The organism is Paenibacillus sp. MMS20-IR301 (assembly GCF_032302195.1).
Taxonomy (GTDB): domain Bacteria; phylum Bacillota; class Bacilli; order Paenibacillales; family Paenibacillaceae; genus Paenibacillus_AQ.
This window is the reverse complement of the sequence record NZ_CP135275.1, coordinates 5,343,303-5,366,240: the sequence shown is the minus strand read 5'-3', so window position 1 is coordinate 5,366,240 and position 22,938 is coordinate 5,343,303. Positions and strand designations below refer to the sequence as shown.

Genomic DNA, 22,938 nt, shown 5'->3' with positions numbered 1-22,938 from the left:
GTATTTAACCTTAAGGCATTATGCTGAATGCAGAGGTGAATGAAATCATGGAAACCAGGGAAACAGTAATTGAAACCAGAGATTTACTTAAGGAATACCGCGGCCGCCCGGCCGTGCAGAAGCTGAATCTGAATATCGGCAAAGGGGAAATTTACGGATTTCTCGGACCAAACGGAGCCGGCAAAACAACCACAATCCGCATGCTGCTGGGACTAATTAAGCCGACATCGGGGAGTATCGAGATTTTTGGCCGGGAGCTGAACCGCAACCGGCTGCAGATTCTGCGTAAAGTAGGCTCGCTGGTCGAGTCTCCTTCGTATTACGGGCATCTGAGTGCCGTAGACAATCTTGAGGCGATCCGCCGGATTCTGGATGTGCCGAAAGCCCGCATAGCAGAGGTGCTGGAAATCGTGTCACTCATCGGGGAAGAGAAACGGCCGGTCAAAGGCTTCTCGCTTGGTATGAAGCAGCGCCTGGGTATCGCTGCTGCGCTGCTGGGCAGCCCGGAGCTGCTCATTCTGGATGAGCCGACCAACGGTCTGGACCCGTCGGGCATCCAGGAGATCCGCTCGCTGATTAAGCGGCTGCCGGAGGAGCAGGGCATTACCGTCTTAGTCTCCAGCCATCTGCTGAGCGAGATTGAGCAGATGGCCGGCACCGTCGGTATTATCCGCGAGGGGCAGATGGTCTATCAGGATACAATCGCCCATCTGCAGCAGCAGGCGGCCGGAGATCTCCGCCTGGCGTTGTCTGAGCCGGAAGCGGCGCTTGTGCTTGCCCTGCGGCGCGGCTGCGGGGGTGAGCTGCAGGAGGACCGGCTGATTCTGCCCCGGATGAGCGATGCCAGAATAGCGCTGCTGATCAAGGAGCTGGTGGAGAACGGCCATGCCATATACCGGGTCGAAGAGCGGCGGCAGTCGCTGGAGGAGTTCTTCCTGCAGGTGATTGGGGGAGATCAGTCATGATCTGGCGTGCGTTGTCGGCGGACTGGCTGAAGATCCGCGGAAAGGGTTTATGGTTTCTCGTATTCCTTGGGCCGATTGGCCTGATTGCGATGCAGGGAGTCAATTTCGGGCTCCGCTATGATTATCTGCGCGAGCAGTACAGCGCAGACCTGTGGGGGGGCTTGCTGCGCAATGTGTCCGGTTTCGTACCGGTCGCCCTGTATCTCGGCGGAACACTGCTCTGTTCGCTGATCGGGAATGTAGAGCATCAGACCAGCTCATGGAAGCAGCTGCTTGCACTGCCTATCTCCCGCACTGCGGTATTCATGGCTAAGCTGCTGCTCTGTCTGCTGCTGCTTGTTGTCTCCTGCCTGCTGCTGTCGGCAGGCACGTTGCTTCTTGGACTGCTGCTAGGGTTCGGCAGCCAGCCGGTGCCTTATACTGATGTGCTGCGGATCGGATTTGCAGCGTATGCGGCAGCCCTGCCTGTCATTGTACTGCAGCTGTGGCTGTCCTTATCCAGCCGGAACCAGACGCTGCCTGTGTCGCTGGGCATGACCTTGTCACTGCTCAGCCTGTTCTCAGTATTCCTCTCCGGCTGGGTTCCGCTCTCCTGGCCTGATCTCGCCTGGAATGCGGAGCAGCCTTGGCTGTACAGCGCTGCGGGCCTGCTGCTTGGAGGCCTGGTGCTGCTGCCGGGAGCCCTTCATTTTGCACGGAAGGATGTGGGCTGAGTATGAGAATCTTCCTGGGCATCCTGTCCGCCGAACGGCTCAAAATATCGAAATCCTGGATCTGGCTGCTGGTGCTGCTTAGCCCGGCCATTTCTGTGCCCATTGGTTTAATCACTGACCTGAAAGAGAATGGAACACTCAGCTGGCAGGTTCTGATGAATGCCATGACAGTCATTCATGCCCTGTTATTTCTCCCGGTGCTTTCGGGAATCTTCGCAGCCCTGATCTGCCGCAGCGAGCATAGTGACGGCGGCTGGAAGCTGCTGCTGGCCTTGCCGGTAAGAAGAACATGGGTGTACATGGCTAAGTATCTGATGATCATGCTGCTCCTTGCTGTTGTCCAGCTGTCATTGCTGGCTGCTGTGCTGGGTGTAGGATTATACCGCGGTGCCGAAGGGGCGGTGCCGTGGTCCCTGCTGCTGCCTGGCCTGTTCGGCGGCTGGTTTGCCTGTCTGCCGCTGGCCGCACTGCAGCTGGCTGTATCCCAGGGCTGGAGCAGCTTCGGTGCACCACTTGCCCTGAATGTGAGCTTCACCATTCCCAACATGCTGATTGTTAATTCTTCGAGATTCGGCCCGTATTATCCGTGGGTGCAGCCGATGCTCGCAATGTCGCCCTACGGGGAAGAGAACTTCGGAGCATTCAACCTTCCGTTAGAAAGTCTGATGATTGTGGTGGCCGGGAGCCTGATTGTATTCCTGGCTGGAGGGTTATTCTTCTTTTGGCGTAAGGCGGTTTAAGAATACCTGCCGGCTGGTGATGGACATTGCCCGCAGTTTTTTCTATAATTAATCGTAGAAGATACTATTAACAGCCGGATAGCCGGATAAGCAGATGGAGGAGGGCGAGAGCATGGAGCCAGCGGCACTTGAAGAATGCGACAACACATGCAATGGTTCCGAGCTGGAACCGGAATCTATGGCATTGATCCTGCCTGACCGGGGGACTACGGATAAGATGGCGGAGATGTTCAAGGCGCTGGGTGATCCGACAAGAGTAAGGCTGATTTACGCCTTGTCCCAGCAAGAGCTGTGCGTACATGATCTTTCGGCCATCCTGGATATGGGACAGTCGGCCGTATCACACCAGCTGCGCTACCTGCGTAACCTGCGGATAGTAAAGCGCCGCAAGGAAGGGAAGACCGTATATTACTCGCTGAATGATGCGCATGTGGAACAGATTTTTCTGCAGACCCATGAGCATATCCGGCATGAATAGCTTCACCTGCAAATGAAGAAGGGAATGCCCCGGCTGCTGGAAGCAGGCTGCCGGGGCATTCCCTTTTTTGTTCGGATTTGTTCAGATGAGGAACGGTGTGAGCATGAAGCGGGCTGGTTCAGCTGGCCGCAGGCTACAGGCTGCAGCCGCATTAAGCTATGCTGATCTGTTTAAACCGGCAGCTCTTTATGCTTCACCGCGGAACCCTCGATTTGCAGGGTAGTGTGCTGAATGCTGAAGCGTTCCTCTATCAGGCTAAGTGCCTGCTGCAGCACCTGCTGGTGATCCGTGTGATCGTCGACCAGCAAGTGGCCGCTAAGCGCATTCAGTCCGGAGGTAATGCTCCAGATATGCAGGTCATGGACATCGGTAACGCCATTAATGCCAAGCAGGGCTTCCTGCACATCATGGGTATTCACAGTGAGCGGAGTACCCTCCATAAGGATATGAAAGGCCTGCTTGATGACGCCCCACGCACTGCGCAGAATCAGAAGCGCGACCAGGACGCTGATGATAGGGTCGGCCATATACCAGGAGAAAAGCTTCATAATTAACCCGGCGGCCAGCGCACCGACGGAGCCGAGGGCATCGCTGATCACATGGAGATAGGCGCTGCGGATATTGATATTGTCTTTCGCCCCGCTTCGGCGCATCAGGGACCAGGCGCTGACAAGATTAGCCAGCAAACCGACAGCAGCAATCAGCATCATGCTTCCGCTGGCCACTGCCGGCGGCGAGAAGAAGCGCCCGTACGCTTCATGAATAATAAAACCGGCGATAACAAACAAGGTCACCCCGTTGAAGAGTGCGGCCATAATCTCGAATCTGTAAAAGCCGTAGGAATTCTTGTGGGACGGCGGTCTGACCGCAAGGATCATAGCGACCAGACTCAGTGCCAGCGAAGCGGTATCACTGAGCATATGCCCGGAGTCAGAGAGCAGCGCCAGGCTGCCTGTGACAAGACCCCCGAAGAATTCCAGAAACATAATCCCGCCGGTAATGATTAAGGCGATAAGCAGCCCCTTCTTGTTATCCGGAGCATGGGAATGCGCATGAGAGTGACCGTGTGCATGATCGTGTACGTGTGAGTGGGAAGTTGAAGGCGCATGAGAATGATTGTGAGTGTGAGAATGAGGGTGGGAATTTGATAGCGAATGCGAATGATGTTCGTGGGAATGCGTCCCCTTCGAGCTATCTGATTTACTGCCATTGTGAGTATGATTGTTCATTACTAATACCCCTCTTCAGAATAACATATGAATAACTGCTCATATGTTAATATTATATGGAGTGAGTCAAAATTACAAGTAACCTACGTGAATTTATTCAAAGTAACAGATCGGATGATTTTATTTATGCTTATATAAGCTAGACAGGAATCTTAAGAAACTAAACCCAATCCTGCACGAAATGCAACATTCCGCTCATCATATCAAGCTGAATTAGGAATTGTTGTACAAAAGGCAGTAATCTTCGCTTAATTTAGGGACTGGCGCGAGAATTCATGCAAACTGTACAATAATTCTTACGAACAGCGCTAAATTCATGAGTCCAAGTTGTAATCCGTACAACATTAGGTCTGGCCTGCCAGTAACCAAAGCTTATTGTCCTGTTTGTTCTGCTGGTTGGGCTGCTTGTTTAATAATGTCTTGGGCTAAGCTTCTTTCCCACTTAGCCTGCTTCCCACAATTCGTGGGCAATAATGCCCCTAATTGCCCTCTCAGCCTCAAGCCGGCGAAAACAGGGACACCAATGATCTCAGTCAATAAGTAGCCAGTTACAGACCGGTTTCAAGTACATAGTGTAGCGTTACGGACAGGAGAGACGTTAAAAAATGGAAAAGCGCTTGAATGCTAACCTTTACGGACACCAGCGCCGTTATTTCGCTAGAAAACTGAAGATAGCACACCAAAAGTGGCGAATAAAGGCTGTGATGTCCGCATGCTCGTCAAATGGAACAAAAACGGGCTGATAAGAGCTGTGGTGTCCGTCCCCGAAGTGTCTGAAGTGTCTGAAGTACCCGAAGTGTCTGAAGTACCCGAAGTACCTAAAGTGTCCGAAGTAACCAAGCACCCCAAGCACCCCAAGTAGTTCAAGCACCCCAAAGTATCCGAAATATCCGAAGCATCTGAAGCATCCGAAGTGCCCGAAGTAGCCCAAGTAGCGCAAGTACTCACAATACCCACGGTACCCACAGTACCAAATTGTGCGCCAGACGGTGTTCATATTCGACTTGGGTGGTTAGTGGTTCTTCTTCTACATTCCACTCCGGAGCCACATTCAGGCTTACTTAGATGGTACTTATGAATCGTCGCCGATAGCTGAAATTAACAGCAAAATCCCCTTAAAATGCCCATTCAGCCCAACCAGCAATAATAAGGGCAGAAATGCCCCTAAAATGCCCGTCCGGCGCAAAACCAGCAATAAATAGGGGCAGAAGTGCCCCTAAAATGCCTGCCCGGCGCAAAACCGGCGAAAACAGGGGCAGAAATGCCCCTAAAAAATGCCCGCCCAGCACAAATTCAGCGAAAAAGGGGGCACAAATACCCCTGATTTGCTCAATCATACCCATCTACAGCTTGCAGCATAAGCAGAGCCAGCGGTATCTCTGTTAGATTTCTTGAAAAAGTCGCAAACTATGCACTTCGTGCATTGACACTTCAAGATTCAGGGGAATATAATATGTGTAAGTTAACATATGAACAAATACTCATATATAAATAAGAACGGCTGAGGGAGATGAGTCATTTGAATACGATGCAAGGCAATGTGAAGCGTAAGTGGATACTCGAGGGGCTCGATTGTGCAAACTGTGCCATGAAAATTGAGAATAAGGTTAAGAAGATAGAGGGTATTAATTCTTGTTCCGTCAATTTTGCCACGAAGACAATGATGCTGGAGACGGCGGCAGCAGATGCGGAAGAAGCTGGCGAACAGGCGCAGCGGACAATTGCCAAGCTTGAGCCGCATGTGAAGCTGCGGGAGGTTCCTGCTTCCCGGGCAGTGAGGAAGCCGCAGCCGGCGGGCAGCTCCGGCCCGCTCCGCCGTGCAGCAGTTCAGGCCCAGGACCATGCGCCTGACTCTGCTAACGGGGCGGCATGCAGCGATGACCAATGCTGCAGCAGCCAAGCCGCGGCCCACAGCCACAGCCATGGCGAATCCCAAGCCGCGGCCCACGGCCACAGCCATGGCGAATCCCATGCTGCAGCGCACAGCCACGGCCACAGCCACGAGCATGGCGAGGGCGGGACCCGCAGCATACTGCTCCGCCTGGGGGGAGGCGCTATACTGGCTGCGACCGGAATGTTCCTGCCGGTCAGCGGTCCCCTGGAGCTGTTGATTTTTCTCGCGGCTTATCTGATTGTCGGCGGCGAGGTAGTCTTATCGGCGGCCCGGAATATTGTCCGCGGCCAGGTGTTCGATGAGAACTTCCTGATGGCGCTGGCGACAATCGGGGCATTCGCCATCGGGGAATACCCGGAAGGTGTAGCAGTTATGCTCTTCTATCAGGTAGGCGAACTGTTCCAGGGGATGGCCGTGAACCGTTCACGCCGCTCCATTACGGCCCTGATGGATATCCGCCCGGAGTTTGCCTATCTGAAGGAAGGCAGTACTCTGCGGAAGGTGTCGCCGGAAGAGGTAACTGTCGGAGACAGCATTGTCGTCAAGCCGGGTGAGAAGGTGCCGCTGGATGGAATTATTCTGGAAGGCAGCGCAATGATGGATACCTCGGCTTTGACCGGTGAATCGGTTCCCCGGTCTACAGAGCCGGGCAGCCAGGTGCTGAGCGGCTTCATCAACCGTAATGGTGTCGTGACCATTGAGGTGACGAAGGATTTCGGCGAGTCGGCAGTCTCGCAGATTCTGGAGCTGGTGCAGAACGCAACCAATAACAAGGCAAAAACCGAGAATTTCATCACGAAGTTCGCCCGGGCCTACACGCCGGTAGTTGTCATAACAGCGCTGCTGCTGGCTGTTGTTCCGCCCCTGGTGCTCAGCGGGGCTACGTTCTCCGACTGGATCTACCGCGCCCTGGTCTTCCTCGTGATTTCATGTCCTTGTGCTCTTGTAGTATCCATCCCGCTCGGATTCTTCGGCGGCATTGGCGCGGCTTCCCGCAACGGAATTCTCGTGAAGGGCAGCAATTTCCTTGAGGCGCTGAATGATGTGAAGACTGTAGTATTCGATAAGACAGGAACATTGACCAAAGGGCAGTTCAGTGTGACCGGAAGTTATCCGGCAGAGGGCTTCACGGAGCAGGAGCTGCTGCGGATTGCCGCTTATGCCGAGAGCCATTCCAGCCACCCGATTGCCGAATCCATCCGCCTTGCTTACGGCAAGGAGATCCCCGGTGAGGCTGTCGCAGACTACAATGAAATATCCGGCCATGGGATATCGGTTACCGCTGAAGGCAAAGCGGTTCTGGCCGGGAATGCCCGGCTGATGGAACGGGAAGGGATACTGAGCCGCAAGCCGGAGCAGCAAGGGACAGTAGTTCATATCGCAGTGGACCGCCAGTATGCCGGATACCTGGTCATTGCCGATGAGGTGAAGGAGGATGCCCTTCAGGCGATCCAGGCACTGAATGCGCTCGGTATTCGCAAGACCGTAATGCTGACCGGAGATGCTTCATCAGTAGCGGAGTCGGTTGGACGGCAGCTGGGTATTCAGGAGATTCATGCCGAATTGCTGCCCGGCGATAAGGTTGCAGCCATCGAGCGGCTGGAGCGGGAGAAGGGACCGCGGGAGACGATGATTTTTGTCGGAGACGGAATTAATGATACCCCGGTGCTGGCCAGAGCAGATGTCGGAATCGCTATGGGCGGACTAGGCTCGGATGCGGCGATTGAAGCGGCAGATATAGTCATTATGACGGATGAGCCTTCGAAGATTGCTGCTGCTATCGGCATCGCCAAGCGTACACGGGCAATTGTGTGGCAGAATATTATTTTTGCGCTGGGGGTCAAGGCAGTCTTTCTGATCCTCGGAGCCTTCGGAATTGCTACCATGTGGGAAGCTGTATTCTCGGATGTCGGAGTAACCGTGCTTGCCGTGCTGAACAGCATGCGTGCATTGCAGCCGCCGAAGGCCTGATGCCACATAATGACGATACCTGTTCCTGTCTGCAGGTCTTCATAGTGCCTATGCAACAGCTCTTGCTGCGCTAATCTAAATTCCAGCCAATAGTGCAGGGTAGAAATTTATAAATATATGAAAAAATTATGTAAAAATAAGCTTTCTTGATCCTAAATATTGGGTCTTGAGGCTTATTTTTTATGGTGAGTATAATGACTTTTGTCTATTTATGCCGATATAAATATATGTATTTACAACATATGGAAGAATACGACTGGTGTCAGGAGGATTTAACTTGAAAAGCGCAGGCTTATGGGCAAGAATGAAAATGAATGCAAAGAATGGAAAACTTTTATCTTTGCAAAGCAAATGGTCGCTCATTATACTGGCGGTTACAATTGTGCCTTTGCTGGGAGCAACCATCTTTTTCATGCAGTATTTCGGAGGTGTAACCCGGGCAGACAGCGGGGAACTGGCGGAGAATATTCTGGAAATGAACACATCCAGAATCGATGAGTGGCTGAGTACCAGAACGTCGGCAGTAGAAGAGCTGATGGCGCTTCATCCTGAATTTGACACCGCACAGCCGGATACCTTACTGCCGGTAATCAAAATTCTGGAGGAAAGCGACAGGCAGTCAGAGGGCTATAGCGTCGTTGGGGAGGACGGGAAATTATCCAATGCCCTTAATCAGACAGCTGATATAAGCGAGGCGGAATATTTCCTCAAGGCGAAATCCAGCCTGAAGCCGGCAGTGGGCGTGATGTCTTTTTTGGAGCCGCTGAATAAATATGTTATCCCGGTACTCGTTCCGGCTGTCAGCCAGGAGAAGACATTTGCCGGAGGGATCGCCTTCTCGGTTACTCCTGATATTCTGATGGAGATGAGTAAAAAAATACATATTGCTGAAACTGGTTATGGTTATGTCATTTCAGGGCAAGGGGTGTACTATACTTACTCTGACATGGAGCGGATCGGAAAAAATATCGCAGATTATGCCCTGACACCAGGCGAGAAGAAGGCAACCGCAAATATCCTGCTCCGTGAATCGGGTTCGGAAACCTACAAGGGCGAAGACGGCAAGCAGATTACAACGTATTACCGTTCCATTCCCGGCACAGACTGGAAGCTGCTGATCAGCGTTCCGGTTAGCGAGCTGGTGGCCAAAGTAAATGCTGCCCAGAGAATATCTATCCTGTTCATGATCGGGGTAATTCTGCTGGTCATTGCGTTGTCACTGTATCTGACCCGGCTGCTGGTGAAGCCGATTAAGCTTATTTCCGGAGTAGTCACACAAGTTGCGGAAGGACACTTAAGCGAGCGGATTCCTGTGCGTTCGGGGGATGAAATGGGCCAGATGAGCCAGAGCATCAATGACATGATTGGTGCGCTGTCCGGTATTGTCGGCAAAATCGATGCTGCAGTGGCGCAGGTCGCCGTATCCGCCGAGCAGGTGCTGGATTATGCTACACAGACCTCCAATACTTCAGCCGAGATCGAGCTTGTGGTCCAGGAAGTGGCGCACGGTATGGAAGAGCAGTTCAGAGGCTCGGAGCAGTCGGCAAGAGCAACGGAAGAGATGGCTATCGGGCTGCAGCGGATCTCCGAATCCTCAGTCAGCGTATCCGACCAGGCAGAGGCGGTCAGCAGTGAGGTCGAGAACGGTTATCTGGAAATTCAATCTACACTGGAGCAGATGACTGTAATTACGGCTACTGCAGGCCAGACCTCAGAGCTGATCGGCAAACTGACCGGACAAGCAGAGAGAATTGGGCAGATTATCGATGTCATTTCGGAAATCTCCAATCAGACAGGGCTGTTATCGCTGAATGCTTCGATTGAGGCAGCCAGAGCAGGCGAGCACGGGCGCGGCTTCGGAGTCGTTGCCAATGAAGTGAAGAAGCTGGCAGAGCGCACGAACAGTGCCATAGTTAACATTGTTGAATTAATCCGCCAGGTTCAGGATTCGACCCGGGATGCTGCGGTTTCGATGGAGAAGAGCATTACGGAGATCGGTGACGGAATGGGAAAAATGAAAAATGTAGGCTCCTCCTTCGAGCATATCCGGTCCTCGATCCGTGAGGTATCGCTTCAGATTCAGGATGTCTCTGCGGTGAATGAGGAGATGTCGGCGGGAACAGAGGAGATTACGGCGTCCATCACCGATATGCTGACCATTGCCAGAGATTCTGCAGATAGTGCGGAGATGGTGGCAGCGGCTTCCACGGAGCAGAGAAATATGATGGGTAAAATAGTAACCTCTGCGGAAGCGCTGAATCAGATGATGAGCGGACTGCGCAGTGAAATCGAGAAATTCCAGTAATCAGAGCGTTCTTCAAGTATCTGCTATAAAAAGAACACCCCGCTGCAACACGCATTTAAGCGTGCGGCAGCGGGGTGTTTGCTGTTGAACTGCCTGATGCGGAGCAGGCTTACAGGGTCTTATCTCCCGGCTGCAGGCTGTCGATGCCGCTGCGGATAATACCGCAGGAAGCCCCGAACTTCACCATCTCGGAGTCGCTGAGATTCAGCTCCAGCAGCTCCTGGATGCCGCTGCCGCTGATGATGGCCGGAACCCCTGCGCAGACACCGCTCTGCCCGTACTCACCGTCCAGAATTGCTGAGACGGCAATGATTTTATGCTCGTCGTTCAGAATGGAACGGGTAATATAGGCCAAGGCGCTGCCGATGCCGAAATGCGTCGAGCCTTTACGGGTGAAGATTTCCCAGCCGGCATCCTTCGTCTTGCGGGCGATATCCTCCAGATCGAGGCTGCTGAAGCGTTCGCGGTGCTGCTCCATAATCTGCAGAATCGGCTTGCCGCCGATGGTCACATGGGACCAGGCCACGAACTGGGACTCCCCGTGCTCACCGAGTGCATAGCCGTTGACGCTGCGCGGATCGATGGTGAATACCTCGGACAGCAGCGTTTTGAGCCGGGAGGAATCGATGGAGGTGCCGGTGCCGATAACCCGGTGCCGCGGCAGCCCGGATATTTGCCAAACCATATAAGTTACAATGTCAACAGGGTTCGCAGCCACAACAAAAATACCGTCGAAACCTCCGGCCATAATCTCGGTAACGATCTCCCTGGTAATTACAGCGGCAGCATCCAGCACATCCAGACGGGTCTGCCCCGGCTTGGGATTAGCGCCTGCGGTCAGGATAACAACATCCATCCCGGCGCAATCACTTGCTGTGCCAGCATAGACCTTGGTGCGTGTTCCGGTGAAATCCATGCAGTGCGAGAGGTCCAGCGCTTGTGCCATGGCCCGGTCATAGGTGCGGTCGATCATCATAATCTCATCACATACCGCCTGATTGACCATCGAATAGGCACAGCTGGAGCCAACCATGCCGGAGCCGACGATTGCCACTCTTCTCGATTTACTTTTCAATTGCCCTGTCCCCACTCTCTAAAAGTAATACCCAGCCTATCCTTCCAGACCAATCAGGTGTGATGCGGGGGATTGTATGGAAGACTGAGGTTAAGTATGCCTCTATTCTAACTGATCTGATTGCAAGTTACCTGACATCAGTCCGAAAAAGACTTATAGTCCCTGCACTTTTTCCGCCACAATTAACAGCCTTGGTCAGATATTTTCAGGTGAAGCAGGATGTCGAGAATATGTTGCTGTCAGGTCGAAAAGGAGGTAGCAGCGAAGCGGGGCATTTTCTAGAATAGATACATATCTTTACCGGTGGTCAGAGACAATGGATACTAGGCGCGGCCAGGTAGCGGATAAGCTCGTTATTTGTCGGAATTTGCTTTCTTCGGTCCGGCAATCTGGTAGACTAATGAACATATGCGGATCGCTCTAAGCTAACCCGGCGGTCTTGTGGAATAAGGGGGAACGGCATGAAGAAATGGCTCCTGTATCCTTGGACAGGAAGAAACTCGATACGGATGAAGCTGGCCCTCGGGGTGGTGCTGAGTGCAATTCCGCTCCTTATCCTGCTTCACTACTATAACTATTATACGGTCCGGGTAGTTCAGAACCAGGTGTCGATCTCGAACCATAATATGATCTCGCTGTATATGAAACAGATTGATAAAGGGCTGGATACTGTAGATCAATATCTGCTGGGCCTGGCCTCTTCAAACTATGATGTCCGCAATCTCGGAGCACCGTCTTCAGAGGATGAATACCGCCTCACGCAGTACTGGGTGAGCACTAAGCTCAATACGGACATGATGATGTATAAGACGGTGGTCAACTCGATGTTTGTCTACTCTTTGTCCCGCAAGGAATTGACCGACTCCATTGCCGGGGTGGGAGATGCGGAGTATCTGAGGGTATCCCGCTATATCGGGGAGGAGCTGCTGGTCAGCCCGGACCCGGATGAGTTCAGCACAGGCTGGTTCGTAAAGGATATCGGCGGCAGCCATTATTTATTCCGGTTATTGCGTGCCGAGAATGCCTGGGCGGGCGCCTGGGTGAACCTCAGCACTTTGCAGACACCGTTAGCCTATATCAACCTGGGGGCCGACGGCACCTCCATGTTTCTGGATGACCGGAATCAGCCGTTGTCGGATGAGGGCTATCTGGATGCCCACAAGTTCAAGCTGGCTGCAGGGCAGCCGGAGAACGGCCTGGCCGGTTCCGGCGGCGGTAAATACCTCGTTGTTATGCAGCATTCCTCCAAGGGCAATTTCAGTCTGGCAGCTATTATTCCGAATGCAACGCTGCTGCAGAATCTGCCCTATCTTAACCGGATTGTCACAGGCATTACCATTATCAGCATCCTGCTGCTGCCTGTGTTCTTCCTGTATCTGCGCAAGGTGGTTCTCGTGCCGCTGAACCGGATCCTTACGGCGATGAAGCGGATCGGGGACGGTAACGTGAATACGCGGATCGAGCCGTATCCTACCTCGGTAGAATTCATGGCCGTGCATTCCACCTTTAACCGGATGATGGAGCAGATGGAGGAGCTGAAAATTCATGTCTACGAGGAGCAGCTGAGCAAGCAGAAGGCGGAGCTGCAGCATCTTCAGCTGCAGATGAATCCGCATTTTTTCATGAATACACTTAATCTGATCTATAGTCTTGCGCTCGATAAGGATTATGAGCTGATCAAGGAGATGACACTCCGCCTGGTCCGTTATTTCCGCTATATGTTCCGCAGTAATCTGACCTTCGTGACGCTGGGGGACGAGCTGGAGCATGTGCGCAACTACACCGGTATCCACGAGCTGAGATATCAGCAGCAGCTGATCTGCCGGATCGAAGCCCCTGAACAGCTGCTGCAGGTTCCGGTTCCGCCGCTACTGATCCAATCCTTCGTGGAGAACACCCTGAAGCATGCTTATGCAGATGTGAAAGAGCTGCCTGTACTGGAGGTTCAGGTCAGCCTGGACGAGACCGGCGCCACACCTTATATGCTGATTACCGTGAAGGATGAAGGGACCGGCTATGAAGAGTCGATGCTGGCGCTGCTGAACAAGGGTGAGCGGATTATAGACGGGCAGGGGAACGAGCATATCGGCATCTGGAATGTCTGGCACCGCCTCCGGCTTCTGTACGGGGATAAGGCTACCCTTCTATTCACTAATGCAGAGCCGCATGGGGCCATAGTGCAGCTAAAGCTTCCGCTGCATGCTAACAACTGATGAACACAGGGGGTATGATGAATGACGCAGCTCTTAATTGTGGATGATGAACCGCTGGCAATCCGCAGTGTGGTCAATTCGGTGAACTGGGAGAGTATCGGGATTACCCGGGTCTTCACGGCTAATAATGCCAGCCAGGCAAGGGAGATCTACGCGCAGTATTCCATTGATGTCATGCTCTGCGATATTGAGATGCCCCGCGAGAGCGGAATTGAGCTACTGGCATGGGTCCGTGAGCATTCTCCGGTTACGGAGTCGATCTTCCTGACCTGTCATGCCGACTTCAACTTTGCCAAGAAAGCGATTCAACTGGGCAGTCTTGATTACCTGCTTAAGCCAATCCCGCCGGATGAGCTGGAGTCAGCTATCCGCAAGGCTGTCCAGCAGATTAAGAGCGAGCATAAACTCCGGCAGCAGAGCAAGTCCTGGGTGAAGCATCATCCGTTGTTCATCGAGAGATTCTGGTCCGATATCATTACCCGGACAATCCCCTCTACACCTGCTGCAATCCGGGCAGCGGCACAGGAGCGGAATATCTATATTCCTGAGGATTTTCAGGTGCTGCCGGTGCTGATTCAGGTGCGCCGCTGGCATAAGCCGCTCAGCCACCGGGATAAGAAGATTATGGAGTTTGCCCTGATGAATGCCTTCCGGGAGATTGCCGGCGAGTACGGGGAGAGTGCAGAGACCCTGCCTGTAGAGGAAGGGCGGCTGCTTGCTGTTCTCTACGAGGTGAAGTCGGGACCGGCCGAGCTGACAACGCTGCTGGAGACATATATAGCCTCCTGCCGCAAATTCTTTTACTGCGATCTGACCTGTTACATCGGAGCTTCCGTATCTATGGAGGAGCTTCCGGAGCTGAAACGGCGGCTGGGCGAATGGGCGAAGGATAATATCGCCTCCGATAATCAGGTGCTGACGCTGCGGGAGGAGTATCCTGCCCGGATTCAGCTGGAGCTGCCTGATATGAAGGTGTGGAGCGTGATGATCCGCGAAGGCCTGCAAGCCAAGCTGTTTCATGAGGCGGACCAGTATCTGGAGAAGCTTAAGTCAACACGGGGACTTTCGGCAAGAGATCTGCACCGGTTCGTCCAGGATCTGCTGCAGATGGTCTACTCCATTCTCCAGGATAAAGGGATCCAGGCGCATCAGCTGTTCCAGGACCCGACCTCTATTGATTTGCTGGAGCATGCGACAGACAGTGTAGCTGAGCTGAAGGACTGGATCTCTCATCTGCTGGGGAAGGCGCTGGGTTATGCGGCTGAGCTGGAAGAGGCGGAGCCGGTTGTCAATAAGGTGAAGGCTTATATCACGCAGAATCTGGGGCAGGAGCTGAACCGGGAGAGCATTGCGGGCCAGTTCTATCTGCATCCTGACTACATTAACCGTTTGTTCAAAAAAGAAACCGGCCAGTCCATGACAGAATACCTGCTGCAGGAACGGATGTCTCTGGCGACAGAGCTGCTGGTGAAAACGAAGCTGCCGGTGACGACGATCGCCGCCAATATCGGCTATACGAATCTGTCCCATTTCGCCAAGCTGTTCCGTAAATGTACCGGAATCAACCCGAATGAGTACCGTCAGCTGAAGCAGGGCAGCGGCAGGTCCTAAAGCCGGACCCCAGGCAGCAGGTCGAAAAAGTGTTGTCCATTGGTCGAAGTTCGAGCGGTCCCCTGATTGAAAGCGCTATATTATGGACTCAGGGAACAAACAAAATGGTCATGGAGGTTGGATCAATGAGTAAAAAAAGAAAAGCAGCAGGACTTCTGCTGGCTTCGGCCATGGTATTGCTGTCGGCATGCGGCTCGAATAACACAGCCGGGACTAACAACAACGGCAGCGCTGCCAGCACTAATACAGGCACAGCAGCGGTGCAGACAGAATCTGCTGAAACGTATGAAGTGGTTATGGGCTTCCCGATGCTGGGGAACACGCCTAAAGATATCGCTGAGGTAGAGGCGGCAATCAACGAAATTACCGTACCCAAAATAAACGCAACAGTTAAACTTATGGCGGTCCCGTTCGGACAGTGGAATCAGCAGGTCAATCTGATGCTCGCCAGCAGTGAGAAGCTGGATATTATGCTGACGGACTTCGCTGCCTACAGTAATGCGGTATCAAAGAACCAGCTGACAGATTTAACGGACCTTATTGATCAATACGGGGAAGGCATTAAGACTTCGCTCGGCAGCAAGCTGGATGCCGCCAAGATCAACGGCAGAATCTATGCGACTCCGTCCAACAAGCTAGCTGAGGGCGGAAGTGCCATTGTAATGCGCAAGGATATTATTGATAAGCTGGGGATCGATCTTAGTGCAGTGACTAGAGCGGATGATCTGGACCAGGTGTTCCAGACGGTGAAGGAGAAGGAATCCGGGATGACCCCGCTGGCTTCCTCCAATACGCTGGGCGGCATGTCCATGACCGCACTGATTGATTCGCTGGATTACGACACCCTGACTGACGGACTTGGTGTGCTGATGACCGGGGACGCTTCGATGAAGGTTGTGAATCTGTACGAAACGCCTGAATATCTGGCTGCACTGCAGAAAATCCATGGCTGGTACACTGCGGGATATTTGCCGAAGGATGCGGCTACCATCAAAACACAGCCGAATGACGTAGTAAGAGCAGGCAAAGCCTTCGCGACTATTACCTCAGACGGTCCGACGGCGGCGGATAAGGAAACCGCAAATAACGGCACCGAGATGGTCAAGATTTCGCTGCAGAAGCCGATGCATACCACACAGACCGTACTGGGTCTGATGTGGGCCATTCCGACCAACAATACCAAGAATGCGGCCAAGGCAATGGAATTCCTGAACCTGACCTATTCGGATAAGGATATTATCAACCTGATCAACTTCGGAATCGAAGGCAAGCATTATACGAAGAAAAGCGATGATGTCATCGTTCCTGTAGAGGGAGACAACGGTTATGTCGTGCGTCAGAGCTTCATGTTCGGCGACACTCATCTTACCTACCTGCTTGACGGTGAGAATCCGCAGGGCCGGGTGGAAGAGAAGATATTCAGCGACAATATGGTGCAGTCCAAGGCGCTGGGCTTCATTCCGAACATGGACCCGATCAAGACTGAGGTATCCGCAGTGAATAACGTTATTAACCAGTATAAGGTCGCACTGGAGACCGGCAGCGTGGATCCGGAGAAAATCCTGCCGCAGTTCAATGAGAAGCTGAAGGCAGCGGGCATTGATAAGATCATTGCCGAGAAACAGAAGCAGCTGGATGAATGGCTGGCTGCAAGCGGCAAATAGCATAAAAGACCGGTCCCTTGGGACCGGTCTTTTATGCTATTGATCCGTTTCATTATTAGGCTGGAGTTGGCTTGTTACCATGCCGGGAAAACTTTCTTAACTTCTGATGGTACCGGCATTTCCCCATAGGTTTGTGCTTTTCCGGGAATTATGTTGCCATTCTCCCCGCTTTCTATTACACACACCCAGTCCTGTTCTTGCCCGCGTGTTGGTGTCACTATCCTGATAACGTCACGTTCTGCATGGGTAGACACCTTTGCAAACCGGACGGGTTCATTTGAAATAACATTCTCTTGCGAATAGCACTGCCCGTCTCTGGGATTAAACCAAGACATCTGTAAATGATCGCTGTTTAGTCTGCTTATATCTATTGTTTCTTCTCCACCTGACGGGAAGTAAATGCAGATATAGCTCCCGTCACTTCCAGAGCAAGCCTGAATATGTTCATCTATATGACCGCCTGTCGTTTCACTTTGCTCCAGCAGCAGTTTCTGACACGGGATACACTGACTTAAATCTCTTGACTCCAAAAAGTCACGAAGTATCTTTATCTGCCACGCACCAGGCCTGTCGAGAGCTTCAAACCATGAATAGGCTCTCCATACATCCCGTTCCCTTTCTGAAATCATACACCAGACAGATGCATGTCCGTATGTATGGCCAAAAGAACCGGCAAACAAACTCCAATAGGCCCGTTTCCTTACGATCCATTCTCCATGGAAATCTGAAGGTGTCGCCGGCCAGACTGTCGGCATTTGCTCATAGGCAGGTTCTGCATCAAATACCGGCATCGGATGTTCCCTGTCATACTGAGTCTTTACTAATTCATAATTTTTGGGTGTTAACCCATGGCCTGATTGAATCATGATAAATGATATCCAGCTCTCTTCGTCTGTCCAATAGGACATCGTTGAGCATTCCCCGGTTTCCTGTTCATGGCATGGATGATAAGTGATAAGAAGCTTTTCCCAATCAGGTTCTTTGCCTTTGTACTGTAAGTCCTTATCGAGTACACCCTTTGCAAGACCTTCGGCCATACTCCGCCATACATCCTTATAATCGATCTCAAGATGTACTGGCTGCCTGTCCCCGCCAAGACACCAAATGATGTTTGATCTATCCTTATAGCGGTTGCCTATCCATTTCCCGTATTCATAAGCATTATCCTCAGTAACAATCTTATCTGAGAATTCTCCCATCCAGTTATGTCCGACCACCAGTTCTCCCCACACAGGAAGTAATAATACATAGAATCCGTATTGTTCAGCCTTATCTAAAATGAAATCTAAATACTGAAAATACTGTTCATTTGGCGTGTTCAAATTATTATGTAACAGAGCCTTATTCCCGGCAGGATCTTTCATTTCCTTGTCTTGTTCCGGGTTAAGGGCGACGATCTGAAGTACAGTAAAGCCCTGTGATTTTCTTTTCTGCATCAGATATTCCGCATCATCCCATTTCAGTCTCTGGGCAATGGTCCAAACTGTATCTGCAAGCCAGATAAACGGCTTACCATCCTGCCGTGTGAAAAATCTTCTATTCTCCGATATTTTCAACTTTTCCATTTGAATTCTCCCTTGTAGTAGAAGCATTTAGTTAGTTTATGGAAAATTATAGCGGAACCTTTGCTTAATCATAATATTCAAAGTAAAGAAGATTATTATCTGATTCAAAGATGAGCTTTGAACTGGAAAATAAACGGGTCGAAAATGTGTTGTTATCTGGTCGAACCTGCGGTAGTGGGGCATGCGGTGAATCTTTAAGATAGAGGTAGAGCAAGAGACCAGATTATGTACAACCCGGAAGGAGCAACATTATGTCGACGAATACTCTCGTAACGCCAGTAGCTGAGCAGCCGCTTACCGAGCGCAGAGCCCGGAAGAAGTGGAGGCCTTATCTGCCTATTCTGGTGATGATGCTGCCAGGTATGATTTACCTGCTGATTAATAATTATCTGCCCATGTTCGGTCTAGTTATTGCGTTCAAAAATATTGATTATGCCAAAGGTATTCTCGGGAGCGACTGGAACGGACTGACCAACTTCAAGTTTCTGTTCAGAACCTCGGATGCATACATCATCACACGCAACACCCTGCTCTATAACGGGACATTCATCCTGCTCGGGCTGATCTTTTCTGTAGGACTTGCTATCCTGCTGAACGAAGTGAAGAACAAGTTCATGTCCAGGCTGTATCAGAGCATCGTACTGCTGCCGTTCCTGATCTCAATGGTTATTGTCAGCTACCTGGTATTTGCTTTCCTGGGGGATACCCAGGGCTACCTGAATAACACCCTGCTGCCCCTGCTGGGCCTGGATTCAATGTCCTTTTACTCCGACCCGAAGTATTGGCCGTACATCCTGACCCTGGTGAATATCTGGAAGACGGTAGGCTACAGCTGCATTATCTACCTGGCGACCATAATCGGTATCGACCCGGAATACTATGAAGCGGCTACACTGGACGGAGCCAGCAAATGGCAGCAGATCCGCACGATTACACTGCCTCTGCTCACCCCGATCATCATCATTATGACACTGATGGCCGTGGGGCGGATTTTCTACTCCGATTTCGGTTTGTTCTATCAGGTGCCGATGAACTCCGGTATGCTGTATGACACAACGAACGTAATTGATACTTATGTCTTCCGCGGCCTGCTCCAGAGCAGTGATATCGGAATGTCCTCGGCGGCCGGCTTCTACCAGTCCGTAGTCGGACTTATCCTGGTGGTCTTGTCCAATTACGCAGTCCGGCGGTTCAGCAAGGACAACGCCCTATTCTAAGACGAGGTGAATTACATGAACACAGACAACAGATTATGGCAGTGGATCTCCCATATCCTTCTGATTCTTCTAAGCATTCTTTGCATCATTCCCTTTGCCCTGCTCATTATCTCTTCCTTTACAGCGGAGGATATGATTCTGAAAGAAGGCTACTCTTTCCTCCCCAGCGCCTTCAGCCTGGATGCGTACCGTTATCTGACCGGAAATCTGTCGCTGATCGGCCGGGCTTACGGGATTACCGTTATAGTTACAGTAGCCGGTACCACGGTCAGTCTGCTGATTACCTCCATGCTTGGGTACGGACTATCCAAGAAGGATATGCCGGGGCATAAAATATTCTCCTTCATGGTGTTCTTCACGCTGATCTTCAATGGAGGGCTCGTGCCGACTTACCTGATCTATACCCAGTTCTTCGGCATCAAAAATACGATCTGGGCGTTGATTGTACCCGGCCTGCTGATGAACGGCTTCAACGTAATGCTGGCCCGCTCTTACTTCACCATGACCGTTCCGGCTCCTGTGCTGGAATCGGCGAGAATAGACGGGGCAGGAGAATACCGGACCTTCTTCCAGATCGTTCTGCCGCTCTCCCTGCCGATCATGGCTACCATCGGCCTGACAGCCGGAATTTTCTACTGGAATGACTGGAACAACGGCCTCATCTATATTACTGACCAGAAGCTGTACAGCATCCAGAACCTGCTCAATCAGATCATGCAGAATATCGATGCGCTCAAAAACTCGAATTCAGCCTACGGGTCAGGCCAGATTCTTGATCTGCCGGGCGAGACGGTCCGGATGGCGATTGCAGTCATCGGGGTTATCCCGGTGCTGGCCGCTTATCCGTTCTTCCAGCGTTATTTCATCAAGGGTATCGCGGTAGGTGCGGTCAAAGGCTGACCGGATGGATAGAGATAATAAGGGGGTGTCCCCGGCAGCTGTGTGAATGGCTGCCGGGGACACCCCCTTGGTGTAACGATTCCTTATGTATCCGGCTTACCCCCGGGGCTGCGGAATCTGTGCCTCTGCAGGCAGCATCTGAGTATAGTGCTTATACATGAATACTCTCCAGTGGAGGATCATGCCGAAGGCCAGAATGAAGAACAGGCCGCCGGATTGCGGAACAGATACATATTGGTTAATGAATTCATGGAGCAGGGTGCGGACCAGCAGCAGCCCAAGCAGAATGAAGGCAAAGCTCTTGGAGCGCTGGGCATAAATCTGCCCTTCCCGTTCCTCGAAGCGGGTGCTGCGGATCAGCGGATAGGCAAAGATGAACCAGCCGACCAGAAAGGCCGCAACCGCCCACCACCAGGGGAAGCGGACCTCCGGAACTACGAACATGGCGAAGCCGGTGGACATGCCGAGCGGCGGGATCCATATTTTGCGGATAGTTACCGGGCGGGCGCTTGCCTTCATACGGATGAAAATTACCATCAGCGCCATGAACACGGCTCCCAGCGTGGAGCCCACATGCAGAAGTGAGGGGTTGATATTACCCATGCTTCACGTTCCTCTCTGTGATTTGGATCACTTATTTCTCCATTATAGCAGAAAATCAATTCATTTCAGAATGAAGTGCGGGCGGGTGGCCCGGTCCCGGCACAGTTGACACAACGAACCCGCCAGGGTCCCCCTGGCGGGTCTTGTGGTTGTATAATTCAGCTGCTTCAGGCAAGAATACAGCCTTATTGCTTAAGAACGGCTTCGTCCGCCAACCGAACGCAGAATCAGGCTGACGATGAAGATTAGTAGTACAGCTCCAATCAGTGAAGGGAAGACATAGTAGTCACTGATCTTCGGTCCCCAGCTGCCCAGCAGCATGCCGCCGAGCCATGAACCGAGAATACCGGCGATAATGTTGCCGATAATACCGCCCGGAATATCTCTGCCCATAATGAGACCCGCCAGCCAGCCGATTACGCCACCAACAATTAACATCCAAAGTAAACTCATTATCACTCAACTCCTTAGTGTGTATTATCTTCGATGGTTACTATTAACCTCATGCGGAACGTTTAAACCAAGTGTAAAATATTGCCGTGACACTAATGATTAGTATTCTATCCTGCCCTGTTTTATACGTTTTATCCTTGCAGATGTGCTTCCCCCATAAACATGCTATAGTAAATTTTGCAGAGATGCTTTGAATATAAACACTGCAGTACAGGTTATATAAAGAGTAATAACATTCTACATAAAAGGAGCCGCTGCCATGCACCAGCCTAACGAAGTATTATTCTATACCGGGACCTATAACAGCGAGCAGGAAGCAGCCATTCTTCTGGGCGCGCTGAATAAGGATACAGGAGAAATGAGGATTCTGGGCAGCACCCGGGGAATCGAGAATCCCTCGTATCTGGCTATTAATGCCGCAAAGACTGCATTATATGCAGTAAGTGAAAAGGACGAAGGCGAGGTGTATGCCTACGCCATTGAACCCGGCAGCAAAGCGCTGCGCCTGCTGGGCAGCCGGCCTACCGGGGGCGGCGCCCCCTGCTATGTCTCGGTGGCTCCGCAGGGGGAATACATATTCACGGCTAACTATTCAGGAGGAAATGTGAATGTGTTCCCGCTGAACAGTGACGGCTCCATTCAGGACATGTCCTCCCAGGTGAAGCATGAAGGATCAGGTATCCGCCAGGACCGGCAGGATGCACCCCATCCGCATTCTGTGATTCCGGATCATACCGGAGAGCATGTGCTGGTCTGTGACCTTGGCCTGGATCAGATTGTGTTCTACCGCGTGGAGGACGGCAAGCTCGTCACCCACCGTGAAGTTGGGCTGCCTCCCGGCTCCGGGCCGCGGCATCTCGCCGTCCATCCATCCCGGCACTGGATCTACCTGGTCAATGAGCTGAACTGTACAGTGACCGTCTTTGCGAATGATGAGCAGCAGGGGGATCTGAAGATTCTGCAGCATATCAGTACGCTCCCGGAGCATTACACTGCCGGAAGTGACGATACGGCGGCAGATATCCATGTATCCCCGTGCGGGAGATACCTGTATGTATCAAACCGCGGACATGACAGCATTGCCCTGTTCCATATTGATAATGCTACAGGTCTGCTGGAAGCGGCGGACTGGGTCAACTCCGGAGGACGGACCCCGCGGAATTTCGCAATTATCGGGGGAATGCTGCTTGCGGCCAACCAGAACAGCGGCAATATTGTCTCCTTCAGAATCGACAGCGAGAGCGGCAGGCTGATTCCGACCGGCAATGAGCTGGAGCTGCAGGCTCCGGTCTGTCTTAAGGCACTTTAACCTCTATAAAATTGCAGAACCCGGGCAATCAGC

At 52.1% G+C, this 22,938-nt stretch carries 18 protein-coding genes; 12 read left to right on the top strand and 6 right to left on the bottom strand.

Annotation, left to right across the window (positions count from 1 at the left end; translation table 11 throughout):
• Positions 1-47: 47 nt before the first annotated feature.
• The 4 genes from LOS79_RS22880 (at position 48) to LOS79_RS22865 (ending at position 2,896) form a co-directional block, all read left to right on the top strand.
• On the top strand, positions 48-965 hold the full coding sequence (locus LOS79_RS22880; protein ID WP_315412573.1) for an ABC transporter ATP-binding protein: 918 nt from the start codon (positions 48-50) through the stop codon (positions 963-965).
• Complete coding sequence (locus LOS79_RS22875) at positions 962-1,678, top strand: ABC transporter permease (RefSeq protein WP_315412572.1); 717 nt, start codon at positions 962-964, stop codon at positions 1,676-1,678. The genes LOS79_RS22880 and LOS79_RS22875 overlap by 4 nt, the downstream gene beginning before the upstream one ends.
• 2 nt (positions 1,679-1,680) lie before the next feature.
• Entirely contained in the window at positions 1,681-2,418 is a 738-nt protein-coding gene (locus LOS79_RS22870; protein WP_315412570.1) for an ABC transporter permease, read from the top strand.
• Between the two features lie 112 nt (positions 2,419-2,530).
• Entirely contained in the window at positions 2,531-2,896 is a 366-nt protein-coding gene (locus tag LOS79_RS22865) for an ArsR/SmtB family transcription factor (RefSeq protein ID WP_315412568.1), read from the top strand.
• A gap of 170 nt (positions 2,897-3,066) precedes the next feature.
• On the opposite strand, the gene LOS79_RS22860 is transcribed toward LOS79_RS22865, so the two are convergent.
• On the bottom strand, positions 3,067-4,125 hold the full coding sequence (locus LOS79_RS22860) for a cation diffusion facilitator family transporter (RefSeq protein WP_315412566.1): 1,059 nt from the start codon (positions 4,123-4,125) through the stop codon (positions 3,067-3,069).
• Positions 4,126-5,240: 1,115 nt separating this feature from the next.
• Positions 5,241-5,468, bottom strand: coding sequence for a hypothetical protein (locus LOS79_RS22855; RefSeq protein ID WP_315412565.1), 228 nt, complete (start codon positions 5,466-5,468; stop codon positions 5,241-5,243).
• Between the two features lie 176 nt (positions 5,469-5,644).
• Between LOS79_RS22855 and LOS79_RS22850 the strand changes: the two genes are divergently transcribed.
• Positions 5,645-7,990 (top strand): heavy metal translocating P-type ATPase, encoded by a 2,346-nt coding sequence (locus LOS79_RS22850; RefSeq protein ID WP_397386680.1) that lies wholly within the window; start codon positions 5,645-5,647, stop codon positions 7,988-7,990.
• 340 nt (positions 7,991-8,330) lie between these two features.
• Positions 8,331-10,295 carry a methyl-accepting chemotaxis protein gene (locus tag LOS79_RS22845; RefSeq protein ID WP_315412564.1) on the top strand — a complete coding sequence of 655 codons (1,965 nt, stop codon included), beginning with the start codon at positions 8,331-8,333 and terminating at the stop codon, positions 10,293-10,295.
• Between the two features lie 109 nt (positions 10,296-10,404).
• Here LOS79_RS22845 and LOS79_RS22840 read toward each other — a convergent pair whose 3' ends face one another.
• Positions 10,405-11,370, bottom strand: coding sequence for an L-lactate dehydrogenase (locus LOS79_RS22840; protein ID WP_315412562.1), 966 nt, complete (start codon positions 11,368-11,370; stop codon positions 10,405-10,407).
• Positions 11,371-11,831: 461 nt separating this feature from the next.
• On the opposite strand from LOS79_RS22840, the gene LOS79_RS22835 reads away from it, so the two are divergent.
• From LOS79_RS22835 to LOS79_RS22825, 3 genes are all read left to right on the top strand, one after another.
• Entirely contained in the window at positions 11,832-13,583 is a 1,752-nt protein-coding gene (locus LOS79_RS22835; protein ID WP_315412561.1) for a sensor histidine kinase, read from the top strand.
• Positions 13,584-13,604: 21 nt separating this feature from the next.
• A complete protein-coding gene (locus LOS79_RS22830; protein ID WP_315412560.1) occupies positions 13,605-15,194 on the top strand; it encodes a response regulator transcription factor in 1,590 nt (529 codons plus the stop codon).
• A gap of 125 nt (positions 15,195-15,319) precedes the next feature.
• Complete coding sequence (locus LOS79_RS22825; RefSeq protein ID WP_315412559.1) at positions 15,320-16,858, top strand: ABC transporter substrate-binding protein; 1,539 nt, start codon at positions 15,320-15,322, stop codon at positions 16,856-16,858.
• 74 nt (positions 16,859-16,932) lie between these two features.
• Here the strand turns inward: LOS79_RS22825 and LOS79_RS22820 are convergent, their stop codons facing one another.
• On the bottom strand, positions 16,933-18,423 hold the full coding sequence (locus LOS79_RS22820) for a glycoside hydrolase family 140 protein (protein WP_315412558.1): 1,491 nt from the start codon (positions 18,421-18,423) through the stop codon (positions 16,933-16,935).
• Between the two features lie 251 nt (positions 18,424-18,674).
• Between LOS79_RS22820 and LOS79_RS22815 the strand changes: the two genes are divergently transcribed.
• Both LOS79_RS22815 and LOS79_RS22810 read left to right on the top strand, forming a co-directional pair.
• The gene (locus tag LOS79_RS22815) at positions 18,675-19,640 is read left to right on the top strand and encodes an ABC transporter permease (protein ID WP_315412557.1); all 966 of its coding nucleotides are present in this window, start codon (positions 18,675-18,677) and stop codon (positions 19,638-19,640) included.
• A 15-nt stretch (positions 19,641-19,655) separates the two neighbouring features.
• Positions 19,656-20,540: a carbohydrate ABC transporter permease gene (locus tag LOS79_RS22810; protein WP_315412556.1), complete on the top strand. Its 885-nt coding sequence runs from the start codon at positions 19,656-19,658 to the stop codon at positions 20,538-20,540.
• A gap of 96 nt (positions 20,541-20,636) precedes the next feature.
• Here the strand turns inward: LOS79_RS22810 and LOS79_RS22805 are convergent, their stop codons facing one another.
• Together LOS79_RS22805 and LOS79_RS22800 are read right to left on the bottom strand one after the other, a co-directional pair.
• The gene (locus LOS79_RS22805) at positions 20,637-21,143 is read right to left on the bottom strand and encodes a CcdC family protein (protein WP_315412555.1); all 507 of its coding nucleotides are present in this window, start codon (positions 21,141-21,143) and stop codon (positions 20,637-20,639) included.
• A 192-nt stretch (positions 21,144-21,335) separates the two neighbouring features.
• A complete protein-coding gene (locus LOS79_RS22800) occupies positions 21,336-21,596 on the bottom strand; it encodes a GlsB/YeaQ/YmgE family stress response membrane protein (RefSeq protein ID WP_315412554.1) in 261 nt (86 codons plus the stop codon).
• 259 nt (positions 21,597-21,855) lie between these two features.
• Here LOS79_RS22800 and LOS79_RS22795 point away from each other — a divergent pair, with 259 nt between their 5' ends.
• The gene (locus tag LOS79_RS22795; RefSeq protein WP_315412553.1) at positions 21,856-22,905 is read left to right on the top strand and encodes a lactonase family protein; all 1,050 of its coding nucleotides are present in this window, start codon (positions 21,856-21,858) and stop codon (positions 22,903-22,905) included.
• The last annotated feature ends 33 nt before the right edge of the window (positions 22,906-22,938 follow it).